Here is a 26387-nt window from a genome sequence, read left to right as displayed (position 1 = left end):
AGCGCACATGGTCAAGGGCTGGCTGATCGAGAAGACCACCACAGGCACGTCGGCGGCACTCGCCAGCCTCGACGAGGCCGACCTGCCGGACGGCGACGTCACCGTCGCGGTCGCGTTCTCCTCGATGAACTACAAGGATGCGCTGGCGCTCACCGGCGCCGGTCCGGTGGTGCGGACATTCCCGATGGTGCCGGGGGTCGATCTGGCCGGGATCGTGCTGGACAGCACGCGTGCCGGGATCGCGCCGGGCGACCGGGTGATCCTCAACGGCACCGGCATCGGCGAGACGCGCTGGGGAGGCCTCGCGCAGAAGGCGCGGGTGCAGGGCGAGTGGCTGGTCCCGCTGCCGCACACATTCTCTATGGCGCAGGCGATGGCGGTCGGCACCGCCGGCTTCACCGCCATGCTGTGCGTGATCGCCCTCGAACGGCACGGCGTCCGGCCGGGCGACGGCGAGATCCTGGTCACCGGCGCTGCCGGCGGCGTCGGCAGCGTCGCCCTCGCGCTGCTCGGCCGGCTCGGCTACCGGACGGTCGCCTGCACCGGCCGCGTGGCCGAGGCTGCCTACCTGGAGCGTCTCGGCGCCGGCGCGGTCATCGACCGGGCGACCCTGTCCGCACCCGGCAAGCCGTTGCAGACCGAGCGCTGGACGGCCGCGATCGATACCGTCGGCAGCCACACGCTGGCCAATGTCTGTGCCGGGCTGCGCAGAGGCGGCATCGTGGCGGCTTGCGGCATGGCGCAGGGGCTGGATTTTCCCGCCTCGGTGGCGCCGTTCATCCTGCGCAACGTGACGCTCGCCGGCATCGACAGCGTGAAGAGGCCGATCGCGGACCGCCTTGAAGCCTGGGACCGGCTGGCGCGCGACCTCGATCCCGCGCTGCTCGACGCCATGACCACGACGCATGCGCTGGAGGACGCGCGAACTGTCGCCGAGACAATGTTGCGTGGAGCGGTGCGCGGCCGGGTGGTCGTCGATGTCAACCGGTGAGCCGGATCAGCTGTTCCGCTCGCCGGCGCCGGGCTTCATGACGCCGAGTCCGGTATTGCCCTCATCGGTGAGCGTGCGGCTCAGCATCCATTCGTCCGCTTCGCGCTGCGTGTCGAAGACGCCGAGGACATCGTCGAGCGACCGGCCGCCGATGTCCCGCACCGCGAACCGGCCATCGGCCTGTTGAACCACCTCGAGCATTGCCAAGTGTCTCCCGAACCGAGCGAGTGTGCCATGCAGATACCGGACAAACCGCTGCCGGACAACAACACCGGATTTTCGAGCTTCGACGTGACGGCGCTGGCCGCCGGCTTTCCCCAGACCGCGCAGACCCTGCTGCTCGACCGCTACCTGGTCGATCGCGAGAGTGCCAGCGCGCGGCTGTTCCGGGTCTATCGCGGGACGCCGCCGCACTACCACGTGCATAGCGACGAGTATCTCTACGTGCTGTCCGGGCGGGGGACGTTCTGGATGGGCCAGGCTGCCAACCAGGCCGAGTTCGGCCCCGGCACGCTGCTGTTCTTCGAGCGCGGCACGGTGCATGCGCTGCCCGACATCCTGCAGCCGCCGGTGGTGTTCCTGTCGTTCGACGCGCCGCGCCGCGACCCGAAGGACATCGTCTTCGTCAATCCGGAGGATGGCACGCCCGAAGGCTTCATCGAGCGGCAGCCGTAGGCTCGGCTGCCTACTGTACTGGGATCGACAGGCTCATGCCGCCGCCGGTGGAGTGGCGGTTGTTGTGGTCGGCATCGATCGACGACCCGGAAGCGTAGCCGTCGCCGGCGACATGCGCCTGCGGGTTGAACAGATCAGGGGCCACGCTGGGAGATGCCTGCGCCTCGAGCGCGTCGCTGCTCGGACCGGGGGCGGAGACATCGAGATCCGGCAGCGGCGCCGGCCGCAGCACCTCGGCATGCGCCTGCACCACCAGCCCGTTGGAGAGGGCCACGTTGTCCAGCGGGATCGCGCTGACGGTGCGCGGAGCCGGTTCCTGGCCCTCGGCGGCGCGAACGGCGGCGATCGGCAACAGGCAGGCGGCGGCCAGCAGCATGCCGGCCAGGCGGACCGGGTGGCGTTCGAGCATCGATGGGTGCCCTCTTCTCATCGCGTCGTCATCAGGGAGTGGGCGTGCAGGGGGTCGGCACGATCAGGCAGGCCGGGGAGCGAGACGTCACCGCGCGGGTCGGACGCGGGATTGCCGTAGGGTGCCTGCAACGGACCGCTGCCGGCATCGGCCCAGGCTTCAAGCGCCCAGCGCACGGTCGGGAAGGCGAGGTCGCTCCAGGGAATATCGGACCAGCCGAACAGGCCGACCTCCAGGCTTTCCTCGCCGGCCGCAAAGACCGGACGGCCGTCCTCGACGAAGCGTCCGCGATAGATGATCTGGATCTGGCCGATCCGGCTGATGCTGAACAGCGCCAGGATGCCGTCGGTCTCGATGACCGCGCCGGCCTCCTCCTGCACCTCGCGACGCGCACCCTCCTCGGCGGTCTCGCCGAGTTCCATGTAGCCGGCCGGCAAGGTCCAGTAGCCGCGCCGCGGCTCGATCGCGCGTCGGCACAGCAGCACGCGGCCGTCATGCGAGACCACCGCGCCCACCACGGGCTTCGGGTTCTCGTAGAAGACGTGACCGCAATCGAGGCAGGAGACCCGCTCGCGATGGTCGCCGTCCGGCACGCGACGGGAGAAACGTGACATCGAGCGAACGTGAACGGATCAGCCCGTCACATCAAACGATTTTCCCGCAACGACATAAACCGTTACCGAACTTGAACCGTGCAACTGATCGGTCGGGTGGCTCAGGCCATGCGGTCGAGCAGGCTGCCACGCCGCGCGGTCGGGTCCGGCTGCGCCGGGCGCTGGCCGGCAGGCGCCATCGGCTGTGCGCCGGCAAGCTGCACGGTGCGCGTGGTGGCGGCCCCGGCCGCGGCACCCGGGGAGGCGGCCGGTCGCGACGCCGAGAAGGCCGAAAGGCTGCTGGGGCTGATCATCGTGCGACCATCGGCCCGCGCTGGTTAAGGAGCGGTAAAGGCGGCACAGGAAAACCAGACGCAGCGCGACTGATCCTCAGCGCGGCAGCACGATGCCGGCCAGCGCGTCCAGCGCCTGGATGCCCGGCAGGATCTTGCCTTCCAGCCATTCCAGGAAGGCGCCCCCCGCCGTCGAGACATAGGACATCTTGTCCATCACCCCGGCCTGGCGCAGCGCCGACACGGTATCGCCGCCGCCGGCCACCGAGCGCAGCGTGCCGGCCTCGGTGAGGGACGCGACCACCTGCGCCAGCGCGTTGGTGCCGGCGTTGAACGGCGGCGTCTCGAAGGCGCCCATCGGGCCGTTCCAGACCAGGGTCCGCAACCCGCCGAGCCGCCGGCTCAGCAGCGCCACCGTCTCCGGCCCGCAATCGAGGATCAGCGCATCCGCCGACACCTCGGCGATCGGCACCGTCCGGGTCGCGGCGTGGGCCTTGAACTCGGTCGCGGTGACGGCGTCGATCGGCAGCAAAATCTCGCAGCCCCGGGTGCGCGCCTGCTCCAGGATCGCGCGCGCGGTGTCGTGCATGCCCGGCTCCTGCAGCGAGCGCCCGACCTCGAGTCCCTGGGCGGCGAGGAAGGTGTTGGCCATCGCGCCGCCGATGATCAGCACGTCCACCTTCCCAAGGATGTTGCCGATCAGGTCGAGCTTGGTGGAGACCTTGGCACCACCGACGATGGCGCCGACCGGCCGCTCGGGATGCTCCAGCGCCAGGGTCAGCGCCGTCAGCTCGGCCTGCATCAGCCGGCCGGCATGCGCCGGCAGGTGGCGCGCCACCCCCTCGGTGCTGGCATGCGCCCGGTGCGCCGCCGAAAAGGCGTCGTTGACGTAGATGTCGGCGAGCGACGCCAATGCGCGCGCCATCTCCGGATCGTTGGCCTCCTCGCCGGCGTGGTAGCGGGTGTTCTCCAGCACCAGGACCTCGCCGTCGTGCAGCGCCGCGACCGCCGCCTCGGCCTGCGGCCCGATGCAGTCGGCGGCGAAATGCACCGGATGGCCGAGCACGCCGGCCAGCGCCTCGCCGATCGGGGCCAGCGACATCGACGGCACCCGGACCCCCTTCGGGCGGTCGAAATGGCTGACCACGATGACCCTGGCACCCTGGTCGGCGAGTTCGCGGATCGTCGGCGTCAGCCGGTCGAGGCGGGTGAGGTCGGTGATCCGGCCGTCGCGCACCGGCACGTTGAGGTCGGCGCGCAGCAGCACCCGCTTGCCCTTGCAGTCGAGCCGGTCGATGGTCCGGAACGCGGCCTGCTTCTCCTCCGGAACAGCGGGAGTGGCAGGATCAGACGCCATCAGAGGCTGCCGAACACCGCGGCGGTGTCCGCCATGCGGTTCGAGAAGCCCCACTCGTTGTCGTACCAGCCGCACACCCGCACTAGCTTGCCGCCGTCGATGAGCGCGGTCTGCGTGGCATCGAACGAGCAGGATGCCACCACATGGTTGAAGTCGCTGCTGACGCAGGGGTCGGTGCTGTACACCACGATGCCCTTCAGCGCGCCCTCGGCGGCGTCGCGGAACAGGGTGTTCACCTCGGCCACGCTGCCCGGCACGGTGCGCGGCACGAAGTCGAGCGACACCAGCGAGACGTTCGGCGTCGGCACCCGGATCGCGGTGCCGTCCAGGCGGCCCTTGAGCTGCGGCAGCACCAGGCCGACGGCGCGGGCGGCGCCGGTGCTGGTCGGGATGATGTTCATCGCCGCCGCCCGGGCGCGGTGCGGGTCCTTGTGCAGCGTGTCGACCGTGCGCTGGTCGCCGGTGTAGCTGTGGATGGTCACCATGTAGCCGCGCTCGATGCCGAACGCGTCATCCAGCACCTTGGCCATCGGCGCCAGGCAGTTGGTGGTGCACGACGCATTGGAGATGACCGTCATCTCGCGGGTGATGGTGTCGTGGTTGACGCCGAACACGATGGTGGCGTCCACCCCGTCCGCCGGCGCCGAGACCAGCACCTTGCGCGCACCCGCGGCGATGAGCTGCGCCGCGGCCTCCTTCTTGGTGAACAGGCCGGTGCATTCCATCGCCACGTCGACGCCCTGGTACGGCACCTTCAGCGGGTCGCGCTCGGCCGACACCTTGATCGGGCCGTAGGTGCGCCCCTGCGCCTCGATGGTGATGGTGTCGCCCTCGGCCGTGACCCGGCCCGGAAAGCGGCCATGCACGCTGTCGTAGCGCAGCAGGTGGGCGTTGTCCGCGACCGACCCGAGGTCGTTGATCGCGACCACCTCCACATCGGTGCGGGCGCTCTCGACGATGCCGCGCAGCACCAGACGGCCGATCCGTCCGAAACCGTTGATGGCAACCTTCACGGGCATTGCATTGAACCTTTCACTGCTGGTCGAACTGGACTGGGTCGACGCTCTGTGTCCTGCGGCCATCCGGCCGTCCGGACGCCCTCAGCCGGCGATGCACGCGCTCTGCCACCGCCTCCGGGGTGATGCCGAACTGCCGGTAGAGCTCATCCGCCGGCGCCGCGATGCCGAACTCGTCCATGCCGATGAAGACGCCGTCCGCCCCGAGCCAGCGTTCCCAGCCGAAGCCGGACGCGGCCTCGATGCCGATCCGCGGCGCCGTGCCCAGGATCGCGTCACGATAGGCCGGGCCCTGGCGAGAGAACAGCTCCCAGCAGGGCAGCGAGACGACGGCGGCCGCGATCTGCCGGCGCGCGAGGCGCAGCCGGGCAGCCAGCGCCACGGCCAGCTCCGGTCCGGTCGCAATCAAGGTCACGTCCCGGCGCGCGGCATGCGCTGCGGCCGGCCTGCCGGTGTCGCGCATGTCGGCCTCCGCCACCACGTAGCCGCCGCGCCCGCAGGCATTGCCGGCGCCGCGTCGCGGCGTCGCCGGTGGCGGGATGTGCGCCGGCACCGCGATCACGCTCGGTCCGTCGGTGCGGTGCAAGGCGAGATCCCAGCATTCCATCAGCTCGATCGTGTCGGCGGGACGGAACACCGCCACGTTCGGCATCGCGCGCAGGCTGGCCAGCTGCTCCACCGGTTGCCAGGCGGCGCCATCCTCGCCCAGCGCCAGCCCGTCATCGGTCAGCAGGTGGATGACCTGCCGACGCATCAGCGCGCCGAGCCGGAGCGCCGGGCGCATGCGATCCACCGAGATGAAGGAGGCGGTGCCGCAGGCGATCAGGCCGCCATGCAGCGCCACCCCGTTGAGCAGCGCCGCCATCGCATGCTCCTGGGTGCCGAAACACAGGCTGCGGCCGATCTGCAGGCCCGGCTCGGCGCGCTGGCCGCCCGGCGCCGAGGAGACACCGACGAATTCCGGCAGCAGGTCGAGCAGGGCATCGACCGCGCCGCGGGCCGAACCGGGGCAGGGAGCGAGGCAAGCAGGGTCGGGGGCGCGCTCCTCCAGCAGCCTGAAGCTGCTGCGCCAGTCGCGTCGCCAGTGCGGCGGCAGCTGCCCGGCGATGACCCGGTCGAACTCGTCGCGCTGGCGGTGCCGCACCAGGCGCTTGAGCCAGCTTCGCCGCGCCGTCGCCCCGCGGCTGCCGCACTCGCGCCAGGCGCGGGGTGCCAGCGGCATCTCGAAGGGCTCGCAGGCCGCGGCTGCCCCCCGGCCTGCATGCCCCCGGCCCGCATGCCCCCGGCCTGCAAGATCGTGCTGCACCCGGCAGGCGATCAGGTTCGGCCGCCGGCTGCGCATCGCACCCGCCAGCGCCTGGGCCAGCGCCTCCGGATCGTGCGCATCGACGCCGCGCACCGACCAGCCGCAGGCGGCAAAGCGCGCCATCGGGCCGCCGGTCTCGCCGCCGGACGCACCGAGAGCATCCATCTCGAACAGCACGCACAGCCGGTCCAGACGGAGCTGGCCCGCGAGTGAAGCGGCTTCGAGGGCGACGCCTGCGGAAAGGTCCGTCTCGCAGGCCAGCACCCAGGTGCGATGATCGACCAGCGAGTGGCCGAAGCGGGCGGCCAGCAGCCGTTCGGCCAGCGCCATGCCGGCGCCGGTCGCGATCCCCTGGCCGGCCGGTCCGACCGCCATCTCGACCCCCGGATGCTGGCCGAAGCCGAACAGCGGTCCGTCCGGCGCAAGCTGATCGCCGGTCAGGCCGAGCAGGGCGCGCAGCAGGGGGGCAAAACGGGCGCCCGACACGACGAAGCGGTCGCGGTCCGGCCAGTGCGGATCGGCGGCATCGAACCTGAGAACGCGGCTCCAGAGCAGGCTCGCGGCCTCGACCATGGCGAGACCGGGCCCGGCATGGGCCTGCGGCTGCCGCGCGACAGCCAGCCGCAGGGCCGCCGCCAGGGCGCGCGCCGATGCTCCGGACGATCGGGCGATCCTGTCGCCGAACGCGTCGCCGACCTCGCTTGGCGTCTTCGAACGGTGCTCCAGGAGCAGGTCTGCATCCATGCGTGTCGTATAGTTGGCCCGCGCCACGCCCGGCAAGCCGGGCTCCGGTAGTTGGCCCGCGCCACCCCCGGCAAGCCGGGCTCCGGTAGTTGGCCCGCGCCACGCCCGGCAAGCCGGGGCCCTTGTGACGCGATGCGGCTTCCTGCAACGTCTGCCGCGACATGCCTTGCATCCAGCGTCCATGCGCACGCCTTCGCTTCCTGGCCGCCGGCCTGCTTGTGGCCAGCCTGCCGGCCCTGAGCCTGCTGGGAGGCTGCAAGCTGGTCGACCAGCGCACCTTCGACCGAAATGCCGGCCGCAAGCCGGTGGCGCATGCGCCGGCAGTGGCCAAGGCCGGTCCGCCGCCGGTGCCACCGCTGCTGGTGGTGCCGACCCGCCAGGCGCCGGACGACTGGCAGCCCCGCCTGAGCGCTGCGGTGCACGAGGCACTCGCCCGCAAGCCGAACGTGCTGTTCACCGTGCAGAGCATCGCCCGGGCCGAGCCAGGCGCCGATGCGCAGGCACAGGCAACCGCGCTGCGGGCGGTGATCGACAGCGAGGGCAGGGCGGTGGCGCAGGCCATCACCGCCGACGGCGCCTCGGCGCTGCAGGTCGAGATGAGCGCGTTCGCCGATCCGGCGGCCAAGGATGCCGAGGTCCGGGTGTTCGTCCGGTGAGCCGGTCCGGGTGAACGTCCCGGCCGCGCTGCCGCGCACTGGCGTCCAGCATGCGCTGCCGCGCACTGGCGTCCAGCATGCGCTGCCGCGCAATGCGGCGCTGTTGTCCGGTCTCGACATCGCGCGCCTACAGGGGGTCGAGATCGGCCCGCTCGACCGCCCCGTGGTGACGCCGGCGCAGGGCCGCATCCTCTATGTCGACCACGCCGACACCGAAACGCTGCGCGCCAAATATGCCGGCGATCCGGGCGTGCGGACCGCGGCGCTGGCCCCGGTCGGCCATGTCTGGGACCGCGGCGGCGCCGGGCTGGACGCATGGTGCGTGGCGTACGGGCCGGTCGACTACGTCGTGGCGGCGCATGTCGCCGAGCACGTGCCCGACCTGATCGGCTGGCTGCGCGCGCTGGCCCGGGCCTTGTCGCCCGGCGGGCAGATCAGGCTGGTATTGCCCGACCGGCGCTTCTGCTTCGACCACCACCGCGCCGAGAGCCGTCTTGCCGACCTGCTCGCGGCCGAGGTGGCCGGCTGCACGCGGCCGCCGCCGGCGCGTGTCGCGGACCAGTACCTGACCGTCGTGGCGGCGGACCCGGCTTGCATCTGGCGCGGCGAGGTGCCGCCGCCGCCGCCGGTCGATGCCGCGCGCTACCGCTGGGCGGAGGCCGCCTGCCGGGCTTCGCTGGCGCCGGGAGCGTACGAGGACGTGCATTGCTGGGTGGTGACGCCACGCAGCTTCTGCCTGCTGCTCGCCGACCTGGCGGCGTTCGGCGTGCTCGCCTTGCGCTGCAGCCTGTTCCGCGACACCCAGCCGGACGGGCTGGACTTCATCGTCGGGCTGGCGCCATGCGACGACCGGGGGGTGGCTGCGTCGAGCTGGCGGGACGCAGCCGCGCAGTCGGTGGCAGCGCCGCGCGCCGCGAATTCCGTCTCGGGTGCGTATCGGCTCGGCGCGCGGATCGGCCGCTCGCTGCCGCGGCTGGGCCGCCCGCTGCCGCCGCCGCTGCGCCGCCTGCTGGCCGGACTGGCAGACGGCGCCGCGAAGACCTGACTACTGACGCAGCGGCGACGGGCCGAGCTCGTCCATCAGCTGGCCCATGCGGGCATAGGCCTTGTTGCGGTAGGCGATCAGGCCGGCGAGCTGCTCCGGGGTGAACTTGCCGGTCAGGCCCTCGCCGCTCTTGGTGCCGAACTTGCCTTCCGCCACCAGCGACTTCAGGATCTCGGGGGTGGCGAAGCGGTCGCCGAACGCATCCTCGAAGGTCTTGAAGCAGTTCGCATAGACGTCGAGTCCCGCCATGTCGGCGATCGCGAACGGACCGAAAAACGCGAGCCGGAAGCCGAACGTGGTGGAGACGATGGTATCGACATCCTCGGGGGAGGCGATGCCCTCCTCGACGATCGACATCGCCTCCTTGAGCAGCACGTATTGCAGCCGGTTGAGCACGAAGCCCGGCGTGTCGGCGACCTCGGCGCCACGGCGCCCGGCACGCGCCAGCATGTCCTTCACCACCGGCACGATGGCAGGATCGGTGGCCTTGCCGGAGACCAGCTCCACGCCCGGGATGAACGGCGCCGGGTTGCTGAAATGCACCGTCAGGAAGCGCTCGGGATGGGTCACCGCGGGGGCCAGCGTATGCACCGGCAAGGTCGAGGTGTTGGTGCCGATGATCGCCTCGGCGCGCGCCGCGGCACAGATCCGGTGCAGCACCTCGTGCTTGATCGCGGGTATTTCCGGCACCGCCTCTTCAATGAAATCGACGCCGGCGACGGCCGCCTCGATCGAGTCCGCCGCCGCCAGGTTGGCGCGGATCGTCTGCGTGGCGCCCCTGGGGAACAGGCCCTGCTCCTCGAACTGCGCACTCTCCTTGAGCAGGCGTTCAAGTGCCGCATGCGTCGCCGAGGCCGAGACGTCGGCCAGCGTCACCTGCATGCCGGCGAGTGCGAGCGACTGCGCGATGCCGCCGCCCATGTAGCCGGCACCGACCACGGCGACGGTGTTGATCTTCTCAATCATGGCCTGTCCCTGTCATTCGCAGTTGTTGGCGCGCGTTCCGGCTTCCATGAGCACCTCCCTGAGGGCGCTGATATCGTGGGCGAACCGGCCCAGAAACAGCCCGTCGACCGCACCGTCCAGCCTGGACAGCAGGCCGGGCCCGGCGCTGCCACCATAGATCAGGCGCGCATTCCTGTTGGCTTCGAGATGCCGGCGCAGACCCTGCGCCACCGCGCGGATGTAGGGTGCGCCGGCTGGCTCGGGTGCGCCGATCGCCCAGACCGGCTCGTAGGCGATGACGACCTCGCTGTCGGCGGGGATGCCGTCGAGCGCCGCGTCGATCTGCACCGCACAGGCGGCGATGGCCTCCTCCGGGCCAGCCTCGACGACCTCGCCGACGCACAGCACCGGGATGAGCCCGGCGCGCACGCTGGCCTTCACCTTCAGCGCCACATCCGCGTCGGTCTCGCCGAACAGCGCGCGCCGCTCCGCGTGCCCGATCTCGACATAGGAGCAGCCGGCCTCGACCAGCATCGGCGCCGACACCTCGCCGGTATAGGCGCCGGCATCCTCCCAGAACACGTCCTGCGCCCCCACCGCGACACCGACGCCATCGAGGACCTGCACCGCATCGCCGATCGACAGGAAGCTTGGGATCACGAACAGCTCGAACGGCATGAGGGGCAGCGATCGCATCATCGCCGCAAGCTCGGTCATCCAGGCCCGCGTGCGCGCCAGCCCCATGTACATCTTGAGGCTGACGCCGATGAGCGGCCCGGCTTGCGCCATCACGCCTTAGCCATCGTCTTCCGGGAGCCGGTCGAGCACCGCGCGCGCCGCCATGGCAAGCGAGACCGCGCCGGCATCCGGGTGCCCCTTCGACCGTTCCGCCAGCGGCCGCGCCCGCCCGAGCCGCGGCACCAGGTCCGCGGTCCGCTTGGCCGCCTCGGTCGCGGCCTCGGCCGCCGCCATCCAGGCTTCGCGGAGCGAAGCGCCCTTCGACACCGCGGCCTCGAGCGCGCGGGCGAACGGGTCGAGCGCATCCACCAGCGTCTTGTCGCCCGGCTTGGCACCCCCGAGGCGGGTCACGCCGGCCAGCGCCGCGAGAGCGCCGGCGGCCAGGCGCTTTGCATCGATGGCGGCATCGTCGCTGAGCGATTGGCTCCAGGACCGCAGGCCGACGCCCCAGATCGCGCCCGAGGTGCCCCCGGCGCGATCCGCCCAGGCATCGGCGGCGGCGGCCAGCACGCTCGACGCGCCGGCGCCGGCTGCTGACGCTGCCTTTGCCGCGGCGGCGGCGGCGGCCGAGCCGCGCGCCATGCCCTGGCCGTGATCGCCGTCGCCGGCCTGCGCATCGATCCGGCCGAGCTCCGGCTCGGCGTCGCGCAGGATGTCGGCGAGATGCGCCATCACGCCGGCGATGCAGCGTCCGCCGGCGTGGCCCTCGGGGCCGGCCTGCGGCCAGCTTTCGGCTGCGGCGAGTGTCTCGTTCGCGACCGGTGCCGGTTCGGCCTCGATGGTGGCGCCGCGTCGCAGCACCGCCGTGGCGCAGGGTGCCAGCCAGCAGGCCTCCAGCTCGTCGTCGAGCCAGGTCAGCGTGAGCGAGCAGCCTTCCATGTCCAGGCTGGTGACGAACTCGCCGACCTCGGGCGCCACCACGACCAGGCCCGCATCGCGCAGCCGGGCGCCGACCGCGGCCCACAGCACGAACAATTCCTCGTACTTGGTGCTGCCGAGACCGTTCAGGATCGCCGCCACCCGGGAGCCGCCACCGGTCGCGCTGCCATGGGGCGCCTCCGACAGCAGGCGGTCGACCAGGAGTGCGGCGAGATCGGCGGCCGGCATGATCGGCAGCTCGTCGATGCCGGGCTCGCCATGGATGCCGAGCCCGATTGCCATCCGCCCGTCCGGCACCGAGAATAGCGGCGCCTTGGCACCCGGCAGCGTGCAGCCGCCGAACGCGACCCCGAACGACCGCGTGCGTGCGTTGGCGAGGCGGGCTAGACGCTCGACCTCGTCGAGCGACTTGCCGGCTTCCGCCGCTGCGCCCGCGATCTTGAAGACAGCGAGGTCGCCGGCGACGCCACGCCTGCGCTCGTGCTCGGCGGCGGACGCGCTGGCCACGTCGTCGCTGACCGCCAGCACCCGCACGTCGATGCCGTCGCCGCGCAGCCGCTCGGCGGCGAGGCCGAAATTCAGCACGTCGCCGGCATAGTTGCCGAAGCCGAGCAGGATGCCGCCGCCACGATGCGCGCGCACGCCGATGTCGCGGATCGCCCGCGTCGAGGGCGACGCGAACACGTCGCCGGCGACCGCGGCGTCCGCCAGGCCCGGACCCACATAACCGGCAAAGGCCGGGTAGTGGCCGCTGCCGCCGCCGATGACCAGGGCCACCTTGCCGTCCGGGGTAGCGGTCGAGCGCACCACCCCGTCCGGCACCGCGCGCACGAACTGCGCGAACACGTCGCAGTAGCCCGCGAGTGCGGTGGCCGCGAACGCCGAGGGATCGTCATGCAGATGGGTCATGGTGTGCTCAGGTCGGCGCTATCGACTTCGGCAGGATGCGGCGGAGGTATTCGCGGTTGCTGGCGCACACGCTGAGCCCGTCGCCGCCATAATGCTCGACGCAGAACGCGCCGCGGAAGCCATGCGCGATCGCGGCTTTGACCGCCACCCGGTAGCTGATCAGCCCGAGTTCCAGCGGCGCCGGCGAGGTGGCGATGAAGCCCTCGGCCTCGACCTCGTCGCGGAAGTAGTTCTTGGCGTGCCAGTACTTCACAAAGGGCATGGTCTTCTCGACCATCGACTGCCAGCGCTCGATCGGGCGGTGCAGCCGGATCAGGTTGCCGAGATCGGGGTTGAGGCCGACCGCCGGATGATCGATGTCGCGCAGGAACCGCACCGCGCCGTCGGCCGAGCCGACATAGGTGTCCTCGTACATCTCCAGCGCGATATCGACGCCGACGCTCTCGGCATGGCGGCCGAGCTCCTGGTAGCCCTGCACCGCACGCCGGTAGGTCGCCGGATCGTCCGGGTTCTTCACCCCGTCCACGGTCCAGAACCAGGTCACCGTTTTCTGCGCCTCGGTCAGCGGCCCGAACAGCCCGAAGCTCACATGCGCGGCCCCGATCTCGGCGGCCACGTCGAGCAGGCGATGGCTGTATTCGAGGTAGGCGGCGCCGTGCTCGGGATCGATGATGCTGCGGCGCGCGGTCGAGATCGCCGGGATGGTCAGGCCGGCATCCCTGAGCACAGCGAGGAACTCGCGTCGCCGGGAGGGTGCGAGGTCGGCGATGCGTATCCAGCTGTCGGTCGGATCGATCTCGGTGAAGCCGGCGCCGCTCACGTCCGACACCGTCTCGGCCCATTGCTCGGCGGACTGGTCCTGCACCGAGCTGCCATCCGGCAGGATGTTGGCATACTGGATCATCGCGGCCGCGATCGGCCAGTTCAGGTTGGTGAGCGTCGGCGACGTGTCCGTGGGCGACGGCGTTGCGGGCATCGTCATGGTCCTCCCGAATTCAGGCTGCGGTTCGCATCTCGTTTTGGGCTGGAAGCGCCGGCCGGCAGAGCTGCTGGTCTAGACAGCGCTACCATAAGCGTCCAGTCACGATTCCCGGCCCGGACTACCGGCCCCAGCGCAGGACCAGCGGATCCAGCCGCCGGGCGATCTCGATCAGGCCGGCCCGGGTCTGCGGGTGCAACGAACGCAGCGGCAGGCGCGGTGCCTCGCAGGCGATCACGCCACCCTCGCGCATCAGCGCCTTCGCCGCCAGCAGGCCGCATTGCCGGTTCTCGTAGTTGATCAGCGGCAGCCAGCGCTCGTAGCCGGCGATGGCGGCATCCCGGCGTCCGGCCAGGAAGTCGTGCACGATGGCGCCGATCGCGTCCGGGAAACCAGCCCCGGTCATGCTGCCGGTGGCGCCCGCGTCGAGATCGGCGAGCAGGGTGATCGCCTCCTCGCCGTCCCAGGGTCCTACGACCGCCTCGCCGCCGAGGGCGATCAGCTCGCGCAGCTTGCTGGCCGCCTGCGCGGTCTCGATCTTGAAGTAGGAGACGTGGTCGATCTCGCGCGCCATGCGGGCCAGCAAAGCCGCCGATAACGCGGTGCCGCTGACCGGCGCGTCCTGGATCATGATCGGAATGCGGGTAGCATCCGACAACACCCGGAAGAACGCCTCGATGCCGGCCTCCGGCACCCGGATGGTGGCGCCGTGATAGGGCGGCATCACCATCACCATCGCGGCCCCCAGCGCCTGCGCCTCGCGCGATCGCTCGGCGCAGATCTGCTGCGAGAAATGCGTCGTGGTGACGATCACCGGCACGCGTCCGCGCACATGCTCGAGGATGGTGCGCGTCAGCAGGGCGCGCTCGTCGTCGGACAGCACGAACTGCTCGGAGAAGTTGGCGAGGATGCACAGCCCGTCCGAGCCCGCGTCGAGCATAAAGTCGGTGCAGCGGCGCTGCCCGTCGAGGTCCAGCCGACCGGCCTCGTCGAAGATCGTCGGCATGACCGGGAAGACGCCGCGATAGGCAATCTTGTCGAATGTCGTCACAGTCACATCACCGCGCCGAGCTGCCACGGCACGAACTCGTTGCTGCCATAGCCGAGATCCTCGCTCAGCGTGTGCTGGCCGGACGCCACCGCCAGGATGCTGCGGAAGATGCGCTCGCCGGCCGCTGCGATGGTGTCGCTGCCGTCGATGATGCCGCCGGTATTGACGTCCATGTCCTCGGCCATGCGCTCGTACATCGGCGTGTTGGTGGCGATCTTGATGCAGGGCGCCGGCCGGAACCCCGACGTCGAGCCGCGCCCGGTGGTGAAGCAGATCACATTGCAGCCGCCGGCGACCTGGCCGGTCACCGCGACCGGATCGTAGCCGGGCGTGTCCATGAACACGAAGCCATGCGACGTGATCGGCTCGGCATATTCATACACCGCCTCCAGCCGGGCGGTGCCGCTCTTGGCCACAGCACCCAGCGACTTCTCCAAGATGGTGGTGAGACCCCCCGCCTTGTTGCCGTGCGAGGGATTGTTGTTGAGCTCGGCTTGGTGGCGCTGCGCGTACTCGCGCCACCAGTCGATGCGCGCGAGCAGCTTCTCTGCGACCTCGGGACGCGCCGCGCGACGGGTCAGCAGGTGCTCGGCGCCGTAGATCTCCGGTGTCTCGGCCAGCACGGTGGTGCCGCCATGCCGCACCAGCAGGTCGGAGGCAAAGCCGAGCGCCGGATTGGCCGAGATGCCGGAATAGCCGTCCGAGCCGCCGCATTCGAGCGCCAGCACCAGGGCACTGGCCGGTTGCGGGGTGCGTTGCACGGCCCCCACCACCGGCAGCATCTCCTGCAGGATCGCGATCGCCGCCTCGATGGTGCGCCGGGTGCCGCCGGTCTCCTGGATCGTCATGGTGCGCAGCGTCGCGCCCTCCACCAGCCCGTGCGCCTGCATCAGGGCCGGGATCTGGTTGGTCTCGCAGCCGAGCCCGATCATCAGCACGCCGCCGACATTGGGGTTGGTGGCGTAGCCGGCGATGGTGCGGGTCAGGAACCGGTAGCCCTCGGTCTGCGTGTTGAGCGCGCAGCCGCCGCCATGCGTGAGCGCGATCACCCCGTCCACGCTCTCGAACCCGTCCAGGGCCCCCCTCTGGTTGAAGTGCTGCGCCACCGCCTGGCAGACGGTCGCCGAGCAGTTCACCGACGAGATCACCGCGATGAAGTTGCGGGTGCCGACGCGGCCATCCGGCCGCAGATAGCCCTGGAAGCGGGCTTGCTCGGCCTCGGGCAGCAGCTCGGGGGCCGCCGCATCGACGCAGAACTCGTGCGTCAGCGAGAGGTCGCTCATCGCCATGTTGGCGGTGTGGACATGGTCTCCCGCTGCGATCGGCGCGGTCGCGAAGCCGATCACCTGGCCGTATTTGCGCACCGGCTGCCCCGCCTCGATGGCCTGCAGCGCCACCTTGTGCCCACGCGGGACCGGCATCCTTATGGCGAGCCCTGCCGGTGCCAGCCGCTCGCCGTCCGCCAGCGGTCGCCGCGCCACCGCGACATTATCGCGCTCGTGCAGCAGGGTGATGGCGGGGACGACACGATCCATGGCTCGGCAGGTTCCAGGTACCGGGGGGAAGTTATTCCCCCCGACCGGCGGGTGCAATCCGGCGGCATCGGCCGGCGCCCGCGGCCGCCCCGCCCGATCAGCGGAACAGCCCGGACTGCGCCTTCACCTCGGCGTCCCCGGTCTTCTCGAGCAGTGTTTTCTCGCCGGAGGAGAGGTTCCTGACGGCATCCGCCTGCGACTTGATCACGTCGTTCTCTGCGGATTGCTTCTGCAGGTCACGGTCGATGAACTCGTTCTCGCGAGCCACACGCGCCTTTGCCGCCTGCAGCCGAAGCAGCTTCTCCTGCACGTCGATGGCACGAAGCTGGTCCTGGTAGCCCTGGTCGCGGGCCTTGTCGGCATGTGCGTCGGCGAGGCGCGCGCGCTCGCGCTCGGCCGCGGCGGCAACCCGGGCCCGCTCGATGCCGGCCTGATGTTGCTGGGCCTGTTCCACCGCGGCCTGCTGCGCGAGTGCGGCGTCACGCTCCGCCGCCTCCTGCTGTTGCTGCGCCGCATAGACGGCGTCGATCTGTCCTGCGCTGACCTGGCGGGCGCATGCCGGTCCGAGCGGCGCCATCACCAGCAGAAGTGCGAATGAGCGTTTCATCGCGGGGGCTCAGGCCTTCTTGAGGACCGGGCAGGTCGTGTTGGCCTGGATCCGGGTCGTCGTCGGCGTGGTCTCGATCATGATCGCATGGCCTGGCATGTACTCGCAGGCCGCGCCGACCTGGGTCGAGCTGTAGGTCTGGCCATGGTCCACGTAGGTCAGCGAGACACCATCCACCAGGATCGTACCCGGAACCAGCGAACCGGCACCGGCGCCGACGAGACCACCGCCCACGGCGCCGACCGTTCCCGACGCGAGAACGTTGTGACGGGCCAGACCGCCGCCGAGGAAGCCGCCGGCCGCGGCCCCCATCAGGCCGCCGATGATCTGCGCCGATTGCTGGTTGCGGGTGTTGTCGACCTGGACGCGGGCCGGGAGCACGGCCAGGATGTCGACCACATTGGCGGCCTGGCGCGAATTTACCTGGTCAGCGGTATAGACGTTCGCCTTGAGGTCCTCGCCGGGCGTCTCGCACGCCGACAAGGAAGTTGCGATAGCAAAACAAAAACCGGCACGGAAAATCCAGGAGGTGTTCATGGCGGTGAACTTCAATGAGGTTGTCGGGAAATGAATTTCGTTCGTGTATCGAACTGATGCGACCCTATTTGCGCTCGAAGTAAACTGTCACTAACAATTTGATGGTTAACGAAGAATTAGCGTTCGCGTGCTGGTCCCGGTTCGCGCCAGCGATGAACGGCGTCGCGTCTGCACCCTGGCGGCCAGGCTGGTCTGGCATCGAACTTGCTCCGCGATGCCGCACCGGCAGCCTGCCGCAACGGCCGAGCCCCGGAGGGAGCGCCCGATGTCGTCCAACAGCCGCCGCGTGCCGACCCTGGTCATCACCGGGGCGCATCCGCGCCTGATCAACGAGGATTTGGCCCCGACCGCGCCCGCGGGACGCACCTGGGGCGCCTTCAGCCTGTTCGCGATGTGGATGTCGGACGTGCATTCGGTTGGCGGCTACACCTTCGCCGCCAGCCTGTTCTTCCTCGGCCTGACCGGCTGGCAGGTGCTGATCTCGATGCTGGTCGGCATCCTCGCGGTCTATGGCCTGATGAACCTGATCGGGCGCCCCTCGCTCCGCTACGGCATCCCGTATCCGGTGGTGGCCCGCATCGCCTTCGGGGTCATGGGCGCCAACCTCGCCGCCGTGGTGCGCGGCATCGTCGGCATCGTCTGGTACGGCGCGCAGACCTATTTCGCGTCCAAGGCGGTCGAGGTGCTGGTGGTCACGCTGGTCCCGTCATCGGCCAGGCTCACCCACGACAGCATCATCGGGCTTTCGACGCTCGCCTGGGGCAGCTTCCTGTTCATGTGGCTGTTCCAGCTGGTGATCTTCCTCAGCGGCATGCAGCGCATCCGCCGCTTCATCGATTTCTGCGGGCCGGTGGTCTATGTGGTGATGATGGCGCTCGCCGCCTGGATGCTCTGGCAGACCGGCTTCTCCAGCCTCGCGCTGCCACTCAGGCCGCCGGCCGCGACAACCGCCGCCACCATCGGCACGATGGCGAACGCCGCCATGCTGATCGTCGCCTACTTCGCAGCCCTGCTACTGAACTTCGGCGACTTCGCCCGCTTCGGCCGCGACGAGGCGGCGATGCGGCGCGGCAACTTCCTCGGCCTGCCGGTCAACTTCCTGGTGTTCTCGGTCATCACGGTGATCGTCACCGCCGGCACTTTGCGCGTGTTCGGCACCGCGATCATGGACCCGGTGCTGATCGTGAGCCGCATCGGCAACCCGGTGGTGGTGGTGATCGGCTCGCTCACCTTCATCGTCGCCACCATGGGCATCAACATCGTGGCGAACTTCGTCTCGCCTGCCTACGACATCGCCAACCTGTATCCCCAGCGCATCAATTTCAGGCTTGGCGGCCTGATCACCTCGATCCTGTCGGTGCTGGCCTGCCCCTGGCTGTTCGTCGCCAGTCCGCAGGCGATCACCCTGTTCGTCAGCATCTTCGGCGCGGTGCTCGGGCCGATGTTCGGCATCATGGTCGCCGACTACTACCTGGTGCACCGCCAGCAGGTGGTGGTCGAGGACCTGTATACCCTGTCGCCCGACGGCGCGTTCTACTATGACCGCGGCTGGAACCGCCGGGCACTGGCGGCCCTCGGCATCGCCGGCCTGCTCTCGATCGGGCTCGCCCTGCTCGGCGCCCACGGGGTGATCCGCGATTGTGGTGCCTGGGGCTGGCTGATCGGCGCCGGTGCCGGGGCGCTGGTCTATCGCGGGCTGGCCGGCGGGCTGGTCATGCCGCCCGCGTCCGTGCGGTCAGGATGGCCCGGATCCGCGGCCGGCCGGTAGCAGCAATGCCCGCTGCGCCGGTGTTTCCGGCAGCGTCGGCAGGTAGCGCGGCTGCTGCCTGATCCGGGCCGCCGCCTCCCAGGCGGCGCCGAACTCCAGCAGGCGCTGCTCGGACCAGCGCGGCCCGATGAAGGAGAGCCCGATTGGCAGCCCGTCCACATCGCCCATCGGCACCGTCAGGTGCGGGTATCCCGCCACCGCCGGCAGCGTCGAGGCGCTGCCGCCGTCATGGTCGCCATTGACCAGGTCCACCACCCAGGCCGGACCGCCGGTGGGTGCCACCATGGCGTCGAGGTTGTTCTGCGCCTGCAGCTTGTCGAGCCCGTCGGCGCCGGCCATCCGGCGCGATTGCGATAAGGCCGTGCGGTAGCCCGCATCGTTCAGTCCCGCGGTTGCCTGGGCGCGGACCATCAGGTCCTGGTTGAACAGGCCGAGCTCGCGGTCATGCTGCGCCTCGTTCAGCGCGATCACGTCGGCCATCGTGCGTGTCGTCACCACCGGTGGCGTGCTCGCGAGGTAGAGGTCGAGCCCGGCCTTGAACTCGGTGAGCAGCACGGTCATCTCGGCGTTGCCGATGGCGTCGAGGTCCGGGCCGTCCTTGATCTCGACCAGGGTCGCACCCGCCTCGCGCAGCCGGTCCAGCGCGCGGCCGAAGACGAGGTCGGTCGCCGCGTGGTGGCCGGCCAGGAAGCGCAGCACGCCGATGCGCTTGCCCTGCAGCGCGTGCGCGGTGTCCGGCAGCACGGCCGCCGGCCGATGCGCGTCGGCATCCTCCGTCGCCGGATCGGCCGGATCGTGGCCCGCCAGCACCGAGGCCAGCAGCGCCGCGTCCGCCACGGTATGCGTGATCGGCCCCGCCGTGTCCTGGCTCGCCGAGATCGGCACTACGTGGGTGCGCGACACCAGCCCCACCGTCGGCTTCAGCCCGACCAGTCCGGTCAGCGAGGCCGGGCAGGTGATCGAGCCGTCGGTCTCGGTGCCGATCGCGGCCGGCGCCAGCGAGGCCGCAACCGCCGCGGCGCTGCCCGACGACGAGCCACAGGCGGAACGGTCGAGCGCATACGGGTTGCGGGTCAGGCCGCCGACGCCGCTCCAGCCGCTGATCGAGGCGGACGAGCGCATGTTGGCCCACTCCGACAGGTTGGTCTTGCCCAGGATGATCGCGCCCGCGGCGCGCAGCCGCGCCACCAGCGGCGCATCGCGATGCGTGACGTTCCCTGCCAGTGCCAGCGAGCCGGCGGTGGTCGGCATCGCATCCTCTGTCTCGATATTGTCCTTCACCAGGATCGGGACGCCCTCCAGGGCGCGCGGCGGCGCTCCCGACCGGCGGCGCCGGTCGCTCGCCGCGGCCTCGGCCTCGGCCTGCGGATTGAGCGCGATCACCGCATGCAGCGACGGCCCGGCATGATCGACCGCCGCGATGCGCGCGAGATACGCCCGCACCAGGGCCGCAGCGCTCACGTGCCCCGCCTGCATGTCGCCGGCAACATCGGCAATACCCTTGTGCTGCACATCGTAGTTCGTCGGCGGCATGGCGGCTCCTGTCAGGGCGATGGCGCCGAGCAGCAACAGCGCGCGCGGCAGCGTGGCTAGGGATGGTCCTTGCATCAGGCCTCGTCGAGATCCGGAGTTAGGGCAGCAGCTTGCCGGGATTGAACAATCCGAGCGGATCGAGCGCCTGCTTGATCCGCCGCATGGTGTCGAGCTCGGCGCCGCCGCGCCAGTCGGGCATCATGTACGGCTTGAGCCGCCCGACGCCATGCTCGGCGGAGAACGATCCGTCCAGCGCGCGCACCACCGCGCCCACCGTGTCCATGATCTCGTGGTCCCGCGCCAGGAACACCTCGCGCGGCATGGCTTCGGGCTGGACCAGGTTGAAATGGATGTTGCCGTCGCCGAGATGCCCGAACGGCGCGATCCGTATGCCCGGCATCAGCGCCGCGCACGCCTCGGTGGCGCGCGCGATCAATTCGGGCACGCGCGAGACCGGTACCGAGACGTCGTTCTTGACGCTGGCGCCGGCGCGCTTCTGGGCTTCCGAATGCTCCTCGCGCAGCCGCCAGATCGCCGCCCGCTGTACCCCGCTCTCGGCCACCACCGCGTCCAGCACCGAGCCGTCCTCGAGCGCCTGCGCCAGTACCTCCTCGAGCAGCTCGCGCAGGCCGGCGCTCTCCCGGCCGGAGGCCAGCTCGACCAGCACATAGTGCGGCGCCGTCCCCTCCAGCGGCAGGCTCGCACCCTCGATCAGCCCGGTGACCAGCGCCATGCCGGTGCCGGACATGAACTCGTAGGCCTGGATCGCCGACGGATCCCGCCTGCGGAACTCGGTGAACAGGGCGAGCGCCGCCTCGGGGGACGCGACCCCGCACAGCGCCACCTCGAGGCTGTGCGGCCGCGGTGCAAGCTGCAGCACGGCGGCGGTGATGATGCCGAGCGTGCCTTCGGAGCCGACCAGCAGGTGGCGCAGCGCGTAGCCGGTATTGTCCTTGCGCAGTCGCCGCATGCCGCTGAGCACGCTGCCGTTCGGCAGCACCGCCTCGATGCCGAGCACGAGTTCGCGCGCGTTGCCGTAGCGCACGGTGTTGTTGCCGCCGGCGTTGGTTGCGAGCACGCCGCCGATCTGCGCCGAGCCTTCCGCCGAGATCGACAGCGGCAGCAGGCAGCCGGCCTCGCGCGCCGCGTCCTGCGCCGCCTTCAGCGTGACGCCGGCCTCGACCGACAGCGTCATGTCGATCGCATCGATGCCGCGTACCCGTGTCAGCCGTGACAGGCTGAGCACGATCTCGCTGCCATCCTCGTGCGGCGACGCGCCGCCGACCATGCTGGTGTTGCCGCCCTGCGGCACGATCGCGACCCGGTGCTGCACGCACAGCCGCACCGCGTCGGCGACCGCCTCGGTGTCGGCCGGCCGGACCACCGCCATCGCCCGGCCGTGATACAGCCCGCGCCAGTCCTCGCAATAGCCGTCGGTATCGCGGCCGGTGAGCACGGCGGCCTCGCCGAGCCGTTCGCGCAGGGCGGCGAGCAGGGCGGTGTCGGGCGGACGCAGTGGCGGGATGGCGTGCTGTTGCATGACGGCCAGAGTACCGGCTCCGATGTTCTATTTCACCCTCAAGCAGAGCATGATGCCAGCATCATGCTCTAAGACCGTTTGAGAATGCGCTATGCCGAGCGAGAGGCGCCAACGGCGCCGGCCGGCGTGGCTTTCGAGAACCGGAGCGGAGTGGCCGTTGGGCCATGAGCACCGGAAGCGCAGGAAGGCGCGTCAGATCGCCGGCATAGTAGCATTATCAAACGGTCTAAGGCGACTGCTGCAGCGGTGAGCTGTCGGTGCCGCGCGCCGGCATCAGGTCGCCCACCACGGCGCTGCCGGCGATGCCGACCAGGATGCCGCAGATCAGCGTCAGCACCAGCAGCAGCACGCGCGGCCGGCTGCTTTCGGCGTGTGCCTGCAGCATCGCCTGCTGCGCCTCGGCGCGGGCCCGCCTGGTCAGGTTGAGTTCCGCGCGCATGGACTCGTTGCGCGAGCCGGCTTCGCGCAGTTCGAGGTCCAGGCGGTTCAGGTCGGCGGTGAGCTGCGAGATACGCGTGCGCGCCGCCTGCATCTCGGCCGGCCCGGCGGCGGTCTTGGCGGACCGGCTGCGCGGCGCGCGTTGTGTCGAGGGGTTGGGGGCCGGCGGGTTGGGCGCGATGGCGACGAACAGGTTCTTGAGCGCGCCGCCGGTGACCGCGTTCTTGCGCGCCCGCGCGCGGATCGCCTCCAGCGCGTTCGCGGACTGCCCCGGCTGGTCTTCCAGCACCAGAGCGAGGATGTCCGAGAGCGTCTTCAGCTCCTTCGGATCGATCGCCGGGCTCATCCTTGACCCGGGCGCGCATCGCGCGGCGCCGCGGCGCGGGCCAGCCGGTCGCGTATCGCCGGACCCAGGCCGCCTCCCGGCACCGGCATCGCCGCGATGCCGCGCAGGCCGAGCCGGATGCCCTGGTCGTCGAGCGCGCGCAGGCCGGCGAACAGGCGAGTGGCCGCCTCGCCGGTATCCCCGGCGGCACTCAGGTTCCAGGTCAGCGCCGCCCCCGGCAAGGCAGCGCCAAACGCCAGCAGCGCCTCGTCGGATGCGACCGATCCCGCGTCGAGCCGCAGCGGCAGCAGCGGCGCATAGTGCGAGGCCAGCATCCCGGGCGACGCGGGGCGCGCGCCGGGTGCGGCCACGTCCCCGTCCGGCGCCGGCAGCCCGGCTTCTGCCAGTACCGCGGCGATCGCCTCGATCGGCACCCCGCCGGCGCGCAGCAGGCGGGGGCGGCCGCCTGCGAGATCCAGCACCGTGCTCTCCAGCCCGAGCGGGCACGGCCCGCAATCGAGCACCGCGTCGATCCGGCCGGCGAGGCCATCCAGCACGTGGGCCGCCTCGGTGGGCGAGAGGCGGCCCGAGCGGTTCGCGGAAGGGGCCGCCACCGGCCGCCCGACCGCGCGCAGCAAGGCGAGCGCCGTCGTCGCCGCCGGCACCCGGAGTGCGATCGTCGGCAGGCCGGCGGTGGCTTCGGCGCAGACGGTGCTGTCGGGCCGCCGTGGCAGCACCAGGGTCAGCGGTCCGGGCCAGAAGGCGGCGGCGAGCAGTTGGGCGCAGCCCTTCGGCACCCCCTGCGCAAAGGCCGCATCGGCGTCGGCGACGTGCGCGATCAGCGGATTATGCCCCGGCCGCCGCTTGGCCTCGAACAGCGCACGCACCGCTTCGCGATTGCAGGCATCGGCGCCGAGCCCATAGACCGTCTCGGTGCCGAACGCGACCAGCCGCCCGGCCTGCAGCAACGCCGCAGCTCGGGCCACGCCTTGCGGTCCGGCGGCCAGGCTCTCGGTTACCAGCATGCGTCCTGCCCGCCATCCCTTCCGTTCGCGAACCGATCGAATCGGCTGATCGCGGCCGGATGATAGCAGGATGCAGCCTTGTGGCCGGAATAGGGTCTCAGGGGCCGCCCCGGCAGATGAAAAACGGGTTCTCCCAGCCCGGCTTGGCGTAGCGCAGCGGTTGGCCGTCGAACCGGCAGACGCTGCCGCCCGCCGCTTCCACCACCGCCTGCGGCGCCGCGGTGTCCCACTCCATCGTCCGGCCGAGCCGCGGATACAGGTCGGCGCGGCCTTCGGCGACGCGCACGAACTTCGCCGCCGAGCCGATATTGCCGACGCTGGCGACGCGCTGGCTGCCCAGCCAGGTGCGCAGGCGCTCATCGTTGGCATAGTGCCGCGACGCCAGCACCGCGAGGCCGTCCGCCGGCGGCGACCGCACGTGGATGGCGTGTTCCCCGGCGGCATCGCGCCGGGTCGCCCGTCCGGTGCCATCGGGGCCGGCAAGGCCGAGATACAGCTCGCCATGCGCCGGCAGCGCCACTGCGCCAAGCACCACATGCCCGTCGCGCACCAGGCCGATATTGACGGTGAAGTCGTCGCGCCCGGCCGCAAACTCGCGGGTGCCGTCCAGCGGATCGACCAGCCAGAAGCAGCCGTCATGCTGCACCGACCGCCCGGCCGCCACCTCCTCCTCGGCGATCACCGGGATGCTGGCCGCGGCGCGCAGCCCGTGCAGGATCAGCGTCTCGGCGGCGTGGTCGGCCTCGGTGACCGGGCTGTCGTCCGGCTTGGTGACGGTCGAGAAGCCACGGCTGCGGATTTGCATGATGGTGTCCGCCGCCTGTTGCGCGAGGCCGGCGGCAAGGGCGAGCAGATCGGGATCATTCATCCGCGATGACGTAGCGGCCTCTATCTCCCGAGGCAAAGGGGCCCTGGCGATCAGCGCCGCTATCACATACCTACTGCAGCACTTGCCATACTACGCCAGACCAGCCGGAGACAGCGCCGCATGCTCGAGATCACGTTTGCCGAAGGCCGGCTGGAGGTAGTGCCCGAGGGTGCCTCGGTGGCACTGCTGGTGGCCGAGGAGGCGGCGCGGCCGGCCCTGTTCACGACGATCGACGAGGCCACCGGCGGGGCGCTCACGCGCGGCCTGCAGGCGGCCGAGTTCACCTTTGCTCGCAGCAAGACCTGCGTCCTGCTCGGCCCGGGCGCCGGATTGTCCCGGGTCGTTCTGGTCGGGCTCGGCAAGCGCGCCGATCTCGACATGCGTGCGCTCGAGGCGGCCGGGAGTGCCGCGGCCGGCGCCCTGGGCCGCGCTCCCGCCGGGTTCCTGGCGGTGGACGCACTCACCGGGGAGCAGGCGGCGCATGCGGCGCTCGGCGCGCGGCTCGGGGCCTATCGCTTCGACCGCTACCGCACCCGCGAGAGCGCCGAGGACAAGCCGCGCCTGGCCACGCTGACCGTGCTGGCGGGCGAGCCCGACATCGCACGCGCGGCGCGCGCCGCCTGGCCGGCGCTCGAGGCGGTGGCGCACGGCGTGGCCCTGACCCGCGACCTGGTCAGCGAGCCGGCCAACGTGCTCAGCCCGCCGGTGTTCGCCGAGCGGATCGCAGCACTCGCGTACCTCGGCCTGGAGATCGAGACGCTCGGACCGGCCGAGATGCAGCGGCTCGGCTTCGGGGCGCTGCTGGGCGTCGCCATGGGCAGCGACAAGGAGCCCCGCACCGTCATCATGCGCTGGAACGGCGGCGCTGCGGACGCGGCCCCGGTCGCCTTCATCGGCAAAGGGGTGACCTTCGATTCCGGCGGCATCTCGATCAAGCCGGCCGGCGGCATGGAAGACATGAAGTGGGACATGGCCGGCGCCGGCACCGTGGTCGGGCTGATGGCGGCCCTCGCCGGCAGGCAGGCCCGGGTGAATGCGATCGGCGTGGTCGGGCTGGTCGAGAACATGCTGTCGGGCGGCGCGCAGCGGCCGGGCGACGTGGTGACCAGCCATTCCGGCCAGACCATCGAGGTGCTCAACACCGATGCCGAGGGCCGGCTGGTGCTGGCCGACATGCTGTCCTACACGCTGGAACGGTACAAGCCGCGCTTCATGGTGGATCTCGCGACCCTGACCGGGGCGATCATCGTCGGGCTTGGCCACGAGCATGCCGGCCTGTTCTCCAACGACGAGGCGCTGGCGCAGCAGCTGCTCGAGGCGGGGCTCGCCACCGGCGAGGCGCTCTGGCGGATGCCGATGGGCGACGGCTACGACAAGCTGATCCGCTCCGACATTGCCGACATGAAGAATATCGGCGGCCGTCCGGGCGGCTCGATCACCGCCGCGCAGTTCCTCAAGCGCTTCGTGGGCCCCGGGCCCTGGGCGCATCTCGACATCGCCGGCATGGCCTGGAGCAGCAAGGACGCGCCGGGCGTCCCGAAGGGTGCCACCGCCTTCGGCGTGCGGCTGCTCGACCGGCTGGTGGCGGCCCGATACGAGGATGGCGCTTCCGAAAGCGGCTGACG

The 26387-nt window shown here is 70.9% G+C and carries 26 protein-coding genes; 6 read left to right on the top strand and 20 right to left on the bottom strand.

Annotated elements, in window-relative coordinates:
* Nucleotides 1-7 precede the first annotated feature (7 nt).
* Complete coding sequence (locus ACQY4O_RS10150) at nt 8-991, top strand: MDR family oxidoreductase (protein ID WP_428376265.1); 984 nt, start codon at nt 8-10, stop codon at nt 989-991.
* A gap of 6 nt (nt 992-997) precedes the next feature.
* Here ACQY4O_RS10150 and ACQY4O_RS10145 read toward each other — a convergent pair whose 3' ends face one another.
* The gene (locus ACQY4O_RS10145; RefSeq protein ID WP_428376264.1) at nt 998-1192 is read right to left on the bottom strand and encodes a hypothetical protein; all 195 of its coding nucleotides are present in this window, start codon (nt 1190-1192) and stop codon (nt 998-1000) included.
* Between the two features lie 33 nt (nt 1193-1225).
* On the opposite strand from ACQY4O_RS10145, the gene ACQY4O_RS10140 reads away from it, so the two are divergent.
* On the top strand, nt 1226-1666 hold the full coding sequence (locus ACQY4O_RS10140) for a cupin domain-containing protein (RefSeq protein ID WP_428376263.1): 441 nt from the start codon (nt 1226-1228) through the stop codon (nt 1664-1666).
* A 10-nt stretch (nt 1667-1676) separates the two neighbouring features.
* On the opposite strand, the gene ACQY4O_RS10135 is transcribed toward ACQY4O_RS10140, so the two are convergent.
* The 6 genes from ACQY4O_RS10135 to ACQY4O_RS10110 all read right to left on the bottom strand — a co-directional run bounded on the left by ACQY4O_RS10135 (nt 1677) and on the right by ACQY4O_RS10110 (nt 7411).
* A complete protein-coding gene (locus ACQY4O_RS10135; protein WP_428376262.1) occupies nt 1677-2075 on the bottom strand; it encodes a hypothetical protein in 399 nt (132 codons plus the stop codon).
* A 17-nt stretch (nt 2076-2092) separates the two neighbouring features.
* The gene (locus ACQY4O_RS10130) at nt 2093-2689 is read right to left on the bottom strand and encodes an NUDIX domain-containing protein (RefSeq protein ID WP_428376261.1); all 597 of its coding nucleotides are present in this window, start codon (nt 2687-2689) and stop codon (nt 2093-2095) included.
* Nucleotides 2690-2790: 101 nt separating this feature from the next.
* Nucleotides 2791-2982: a hypothetical protein gene (locus tag ACQY4O_RS10125; protein ID WP_428376259.1), complete on the bottom strand. Its 192-nt coding sequence runs from the start codon at nt 2980-2982 to the stop codon at nt 2791-2793.
* 76 nt (nt 2983-3058) lie between these two features.
* The gene (locus ACQY4O_RS10120; protein WP_428376257.1) at nt 3059-4318 is read right to left on the bottom strand and encodes a phosphoglycerate kinase; all 1260 of its coding nucleotides are present in this window, start codon (nt 4316-4318) and stop codon (nt 3059-3061) included.
* A complete protein-coding gene (gene gap, locus ACQY4O_RS10115) occupies nt 4318-5337 on the bottom strand; it encodes a type I glyceraldehyde-3-phosphate dehydrogenase (protein ID WP_428376255.1) in 1020 nt (339 codons plus the stop codon). Before gap ends, ACQY4O_RS10120 begins: the two co-directional genes overlap by 1 nt.
* A 13-nt stretch (nt 5338-5350) precedes the next feature.
* A complete protein-coding gene (locus ACQY4O_RS10110; RefSeq protein WP_428378163.1) occupies nt 5351-7411 on the bottom strand; it encodes a transketolase-like TK C-terminal-containing protein in 2061 nt (686 codons plus the stop codon).
* A gap of 134 nt (nt 7412-7545) precedes the next feature.
* Between ACQY4O_RS10110 and ACQY4O_RS10105 the strand changes: the two genes are divergently transcribed.
* Together ACQY4O_RS10105 and ACQY4O_RS10100 are read left to right on the top strand one after the other, a co-directional pair.
* A complete protein-coding gene (locus ACQY4O_RS10105; protein ID WP_428376253.1) occupies nt 7546-8040 on the top strand; it encodes a hypothetical protein in 495 nt (164 codons plus the stop codon).
* Between the two features lie 10 nt (nt 8041-8050).
* Nucleotides 8051-9085 carry a methyltransferase domain-containing protein gene (locus tag ACQY4O_RS10100; RefSeq protein ID WP_428376251.1) on the top strand — a complete coding sequence of 345 codons (1035 nt, stop codon included), beginning with the start codon at nt 8051-8053 and terminating at the stop codon, nt 9083-9085.
* On the opposite strand, the gene ACQY4O_RS10095 is transcribed toward ACQY4O_RS10100, so the two are convergent.
* The 8 genes from ACQY4O_RS10095 to ACQY4O_RS10060 form a co-directional block, all read right to left on the bottom strand.
* The gene (locus ACQY4O_RS10095) at nt 9086-10051 is read right to left on the bottom strand and encodes a 3-hydroxyacyl-CoA dehydrogenase family protein (RefSeq protein ID WP_428376249.1); all 966 of its coding nucleotides are present in this window, start codon (nt 10049-10051) and stop codon (nt 9086-9088) included.
* 12 nt (nt 10052-10063) lie between these two features.
* Nucleotides 10064-10819: a triose-phosphate isomerase family protein gene (locus ACQY4O_RS10090; RefSeq protein ID WP_428376247.1), complete on the bottom strand. Its 756-nt coding sequence runs from the start codon at nt 10817-10819 to the stop codon at nt 10064-10066.
* Nucleotides 10820-10825: 6 nt separating this feature from the next.
* Entirely contained in the window at nt 10826-12556 is a 1731-nt protein-coding gene (locus ACQY4O_RS10085) for a dihydroxyacetone kinase family protein (RefSeq protein WP_428376245.1), read from the bottom strand.
* Between the two features lie 7 nt (nt 12557-12563).
* Entirely contained in the window at nt 12564-13538 is a 975-nt protein-coding gene (locus ACQY4O_RS10080; RefSeq protein ID WP_428376243.1) for a sugar phosphate isomerase/epimerase family protein, read from the bottom strand.
* A 118-nt stretch (nt 13539-13656) separates the two neighbouring features.
* The gene (locus tag ACQY4O_RS10075) at nt 13657-14592 is read right to left on the bottom strand and encodes a dihydrodipicolinate synthase family protein (RefSeq protein WP_428376241.1); all 936 of its coding nucleotides are present in this window, start codon (nt 14590-14592) and stop codon (nt 13657-13659) included.
* The gene (locus tag ACQY4O_RS10070; RefSeq protein ID WP_428376239.1) at nt 14589-16121 is read right to left on the bottom strand and encodes a UxaA family hydrolase; all 1533 of its coding nucleotides are present in this window, start codon (nt 16119-16121) and stop codon (nt 14589-14591) included. Before ACQY4O_RS10070 ends, ACQY4O_RS10075 begins: the two co-directional genes overlap by 4 nt.
* A gap of 97 nt (nt 16122-16218) precedes the next feature.
* Nucleotides 16219-16728 (bottom strand): DUF5384 family protein, encoded by a 510-nt coding sequence (locus ACQY4O_RS10065; protein ID WP_428376237.1) that lies wholly within the window; start codon nt 16726-16728, stop codon nt 16219-16221.
* Nucleotides 16729-16737: 9 nt separating this feature from the next.
* On the bottom strand, nt 16738-17211 hold the full coding sequence (locus ACQY4O_RS10060; protein ID WP_428376235.1) for a hypothetical protein: 474 nt from the start codon (nt 17209-17211) through the stop codon (nt 16738-16740).
* A gap of 319 nt (nt 17212-17530) precedes the next feature.
* Here ACQY4O_RS10060 and ACQY4O_RS10055 point away from each other — a divergent pair, with 319 nt between their 5' ends.
* The gene (locus ACQY4O_RS10055) at nt 17531-19033 is read left to right on the top strand and encodes an NCS1 family nucleobase:cation symporter-1 (protein WP_428376233.1); all 1503 of its coding nucleotides are present in this window, start codon (nt 17531-17533) and stop codon (nt 19031-19033) included.
* On the opposite strand, the gene ACQY4O_RS10050 is transcribed toward ACQY4O_RS10055, so the two are convergent.
* The 5 genes from ACQY4O_RS10050 to cysQ all read right to left on the bottom strand — a co-directional run bounded on the left by ACQY4O_RS10050 (nt 19001) and on the right by cysQ (nt 24762).
* Nucleotides 19001-20641, bottom strand: a complete 1641-nt coding sequence (locus ACQY4O_RS10050; protein ID WP_428376231.1) for an amidase — start codon at nt 20639-20641, stop codon at nt 19001-19003. The genes ACQY4O_RS10055 and ACQY4O_RS10050 overlap by 33 nt on opposite strands.
* A 22-nt stretch (nt 20642-20663) precedes the next feature.
* Entirely contained in the window at nt 20664-22106 is a 1443-nt protein-coding gene (locus ACQY4O_RS10045; protein ID WP_428376229.1) for an FAD-binding oxidoreductase, read from the bottom strand.
* 226 nt (nt 22107-22332) lie between these two features.
* Entirely contained in the window at nt 22333-22890 is a 558-nt protein-coding gene (locus tag ACQY4O_RS10040; protein WP_428376227.1) for a hypothetical protein, read from the bottom strand.
* Nucleotides 22887-23894, bottom strand: coding sequence for an L-threonylcarbamoyladenylate synthase (locus ACQY4O_RS10035; RefSeq protein WP_428376226.1), 1008 nt, complete (start codon nt 23892-23894; stop codon nt 22887-22889). The genes ACQY4O_RS10040 and ACQY4O_RS10035 overlap by 4 nt, the downstream gene beginning before the upstream one ends.
* Nucleotides 23895-23991: 97 nt before the next feature.
* On the bottom strand, nt 23992-24762 hold the full coding sequence (gene cysQ / locus ACQY4O_RS10030; protein WP_428376224.1) for a 3'(2'),5'-bisphosphate nucleotidase CysQ: 771 nt from the start codon (nt 24760-24762) through the stop codon (nt 23992-23994).
* A gap of 120 nt (nt 24763-24882) precedes the next feature.
* On the opposite strand from cysQ, the gene ACQY4O_RS10025 reads away from it, so the two are divergent.
* The gene (locus tag ACQY4O_RS10025) at nt 24883-26385 is read left to right on the top strand and encodes a leucyl aminopeptidase (RefSeq protein ID WP_428376222.1); all 1503 of its coding nucleotides are present in this window, start codon (nt 24883-24885) and stop codon (nt 26383-26385) included.
* Nucleotides 26386-26387: the final 2 nt, after the last annotated feature.

The organism is Lichenicoccus sp. (assembly GCF_965277665.1).
In the GTDB taxonomy this organism is placed as follows: Bacteria; Pseudomonadota; Alphaproteobacteria; order Acetobacterales; family Acetobacteraceae; genus Lichenicoccus.
This window is presented reverse-complemented; position numbering and strand designations above follow the sequence as displayed.

Bases quoted from the DNA above. Each gene is read 5' to 3' on its own strand.
- ACQY4O_RS10095 (WP_428376249.1), bottom strand. From the start codon at position 10,051: ATGATTGAGAAGATCAACACCGTCGCCGTGGTCGGTGCCGGCTACATG.
- ACQY4O_RS10140 (WP_428376263.1), top strand. From the start codon at position 1,226: ATGCAGATACCGGACAAACCGCTGCCGGACAACAACACCGGATTTTCG.
- ACQY4O_RS10025 (WP_428376222.1), top strand. From the start codon at position 24,883: ATGCTCGAGATCACGTTTGCCGAAGGCCGGCTGGAGGTAGTGCCCGAG.
- ACQY4O_RS10065 (WP_428376237.1), bottom strand. From the start codon at position 16,728: ATGAAACGCTCATTCGCACTTCTGCTGGTGATGGCGCCGCTCGGACCG.
- ACQY4O_RS10035 (WP_428376226.1), bottom strand. From the start codon at position 23,894: ATGCTGGTAACCGAGAGCCTGGCCGCCGGACCGCAAGGCGTGGCCCGA.
- ACQY4O_RS10045 (WP_428376229.1), bottom strand. From the start codon at position 22,106: ATGCAACAGCACGCCATCCCGCCACTGCGTCCGCCCGACACCGCCCTG.
- cysQ (WP_428376224.1), bottom strand. From the start codon at position 24,762: ATGAATGATCCCGATCTGCTCGCCCTTGCCGCCGGCCTCGCGCAACAG.
- ACQY4O_RS10120 (WP_428376257.1), bottom strand. From the start codon at position 4,318: ATGGCGTCTGATCCTGCCACTCCCGCTGTTCCGGAGGAGAAGCAGGCC.
- ACQY4O_RS10055 (WP_428376233.1), top strand. From the start codon at position 17,531: ATGTCGTCCAACAGCCGCCGCGTGCCGACCCTGGTCATCACCGGGGCG.
- ACQY4O_RS10145 (WP_428376264.1), bottom strand. From the start codon at position 1,192: ATGCTCGAGGTGGTTCAACAGGCCGATGGCCGGTTCGCGGTGCGGGAC.
- ACQY4O_RS10130 (WP_428376261.1), bottom strand. From the start codon at position 2,689: ATGTCACGTTTCTCCCGTCGCGTGCCGGACGGCGACCATCGCGAGCGG.
- ACQY4O_RS10105 (WP_428376253.1), top strand. From the start codon at position 7,546: ATGCCTTGCATCCAGCGTCCATGCGCACGCCTTCGCTTCCTGGCCGCC.
- gap (WP_428376255.1), bottom strand. From the start codon at position 5,337: ATGCCCGTGAAGGTTGCCATCAACGGTTTCGGACGGATCGGCCGTCTG.
- ACQY4O_RS10040 (WP_428376227.1), bottom strand. From the start codon at position 22,890: ATGAGCCCGGCGATCGATCCGAAGGAGCTGAAGACGCTCTCGGACATC.
- ACQY4O_RS10150 (WP_428376265.1), top strand. From the start codon at position 8: ATGGTCAAGGGCTGGCTGATCGAGAAGACCACCACAGGCACGTCGGCG.
- ACQY4O_RS10080 (WP_428376243.1), bottom strand. From the start codon at position 13,538: ATGACGATGCCCGCAACGCCGTCGCCCACGGACACGTCGCCGACGCTC.
- ACQY4O_RS10070 (WP_428376239.1), bottom strand. From the start codon at position 16,121: ATGGATCGTGTCGTCCCCGCCATCACCCTGCTGCACGAGCGCGATAAT.
- ACQY4O_RS10085 (WP_428376245.1), bottom strand. From the start codon at position 12,556: ATGACCCATCTGCATGACGATCCCTCGGCGTTCGCGGCCACCGCACTC.
- ACQY4O_RS10050 (WP_428376231.1), bottom strand. From the start codon at position 20,641: ATGCAAGGACCATCCCTAGCCACGCTGCCGCGCGCGCTGTTGCTGCTC.
- ACQY4O_RS10090 (WP_428376247.1), bottom strand. From the start codon at position 10,819: ATGGCGCAAGCCGGGCCGCTCATCGGCGTCAGCCTCAAGATGTACATG.
- ACQY4O_RS10125 (WP_428376259.1), bottom strand. From the start codon at position 2,982: ATGATCAGCCCCAGCAGCCTTTCGGCCTTCTCGGCGTCGCGACCGGCC.
- ACQY4O_RS10135 (WP_428376262.1), bottom strand. From the start codon at position 2,075: ATGCTCGAACGCCACCCGGTCCGCCTGGCCGGCATGCTGCTGGCCGCC.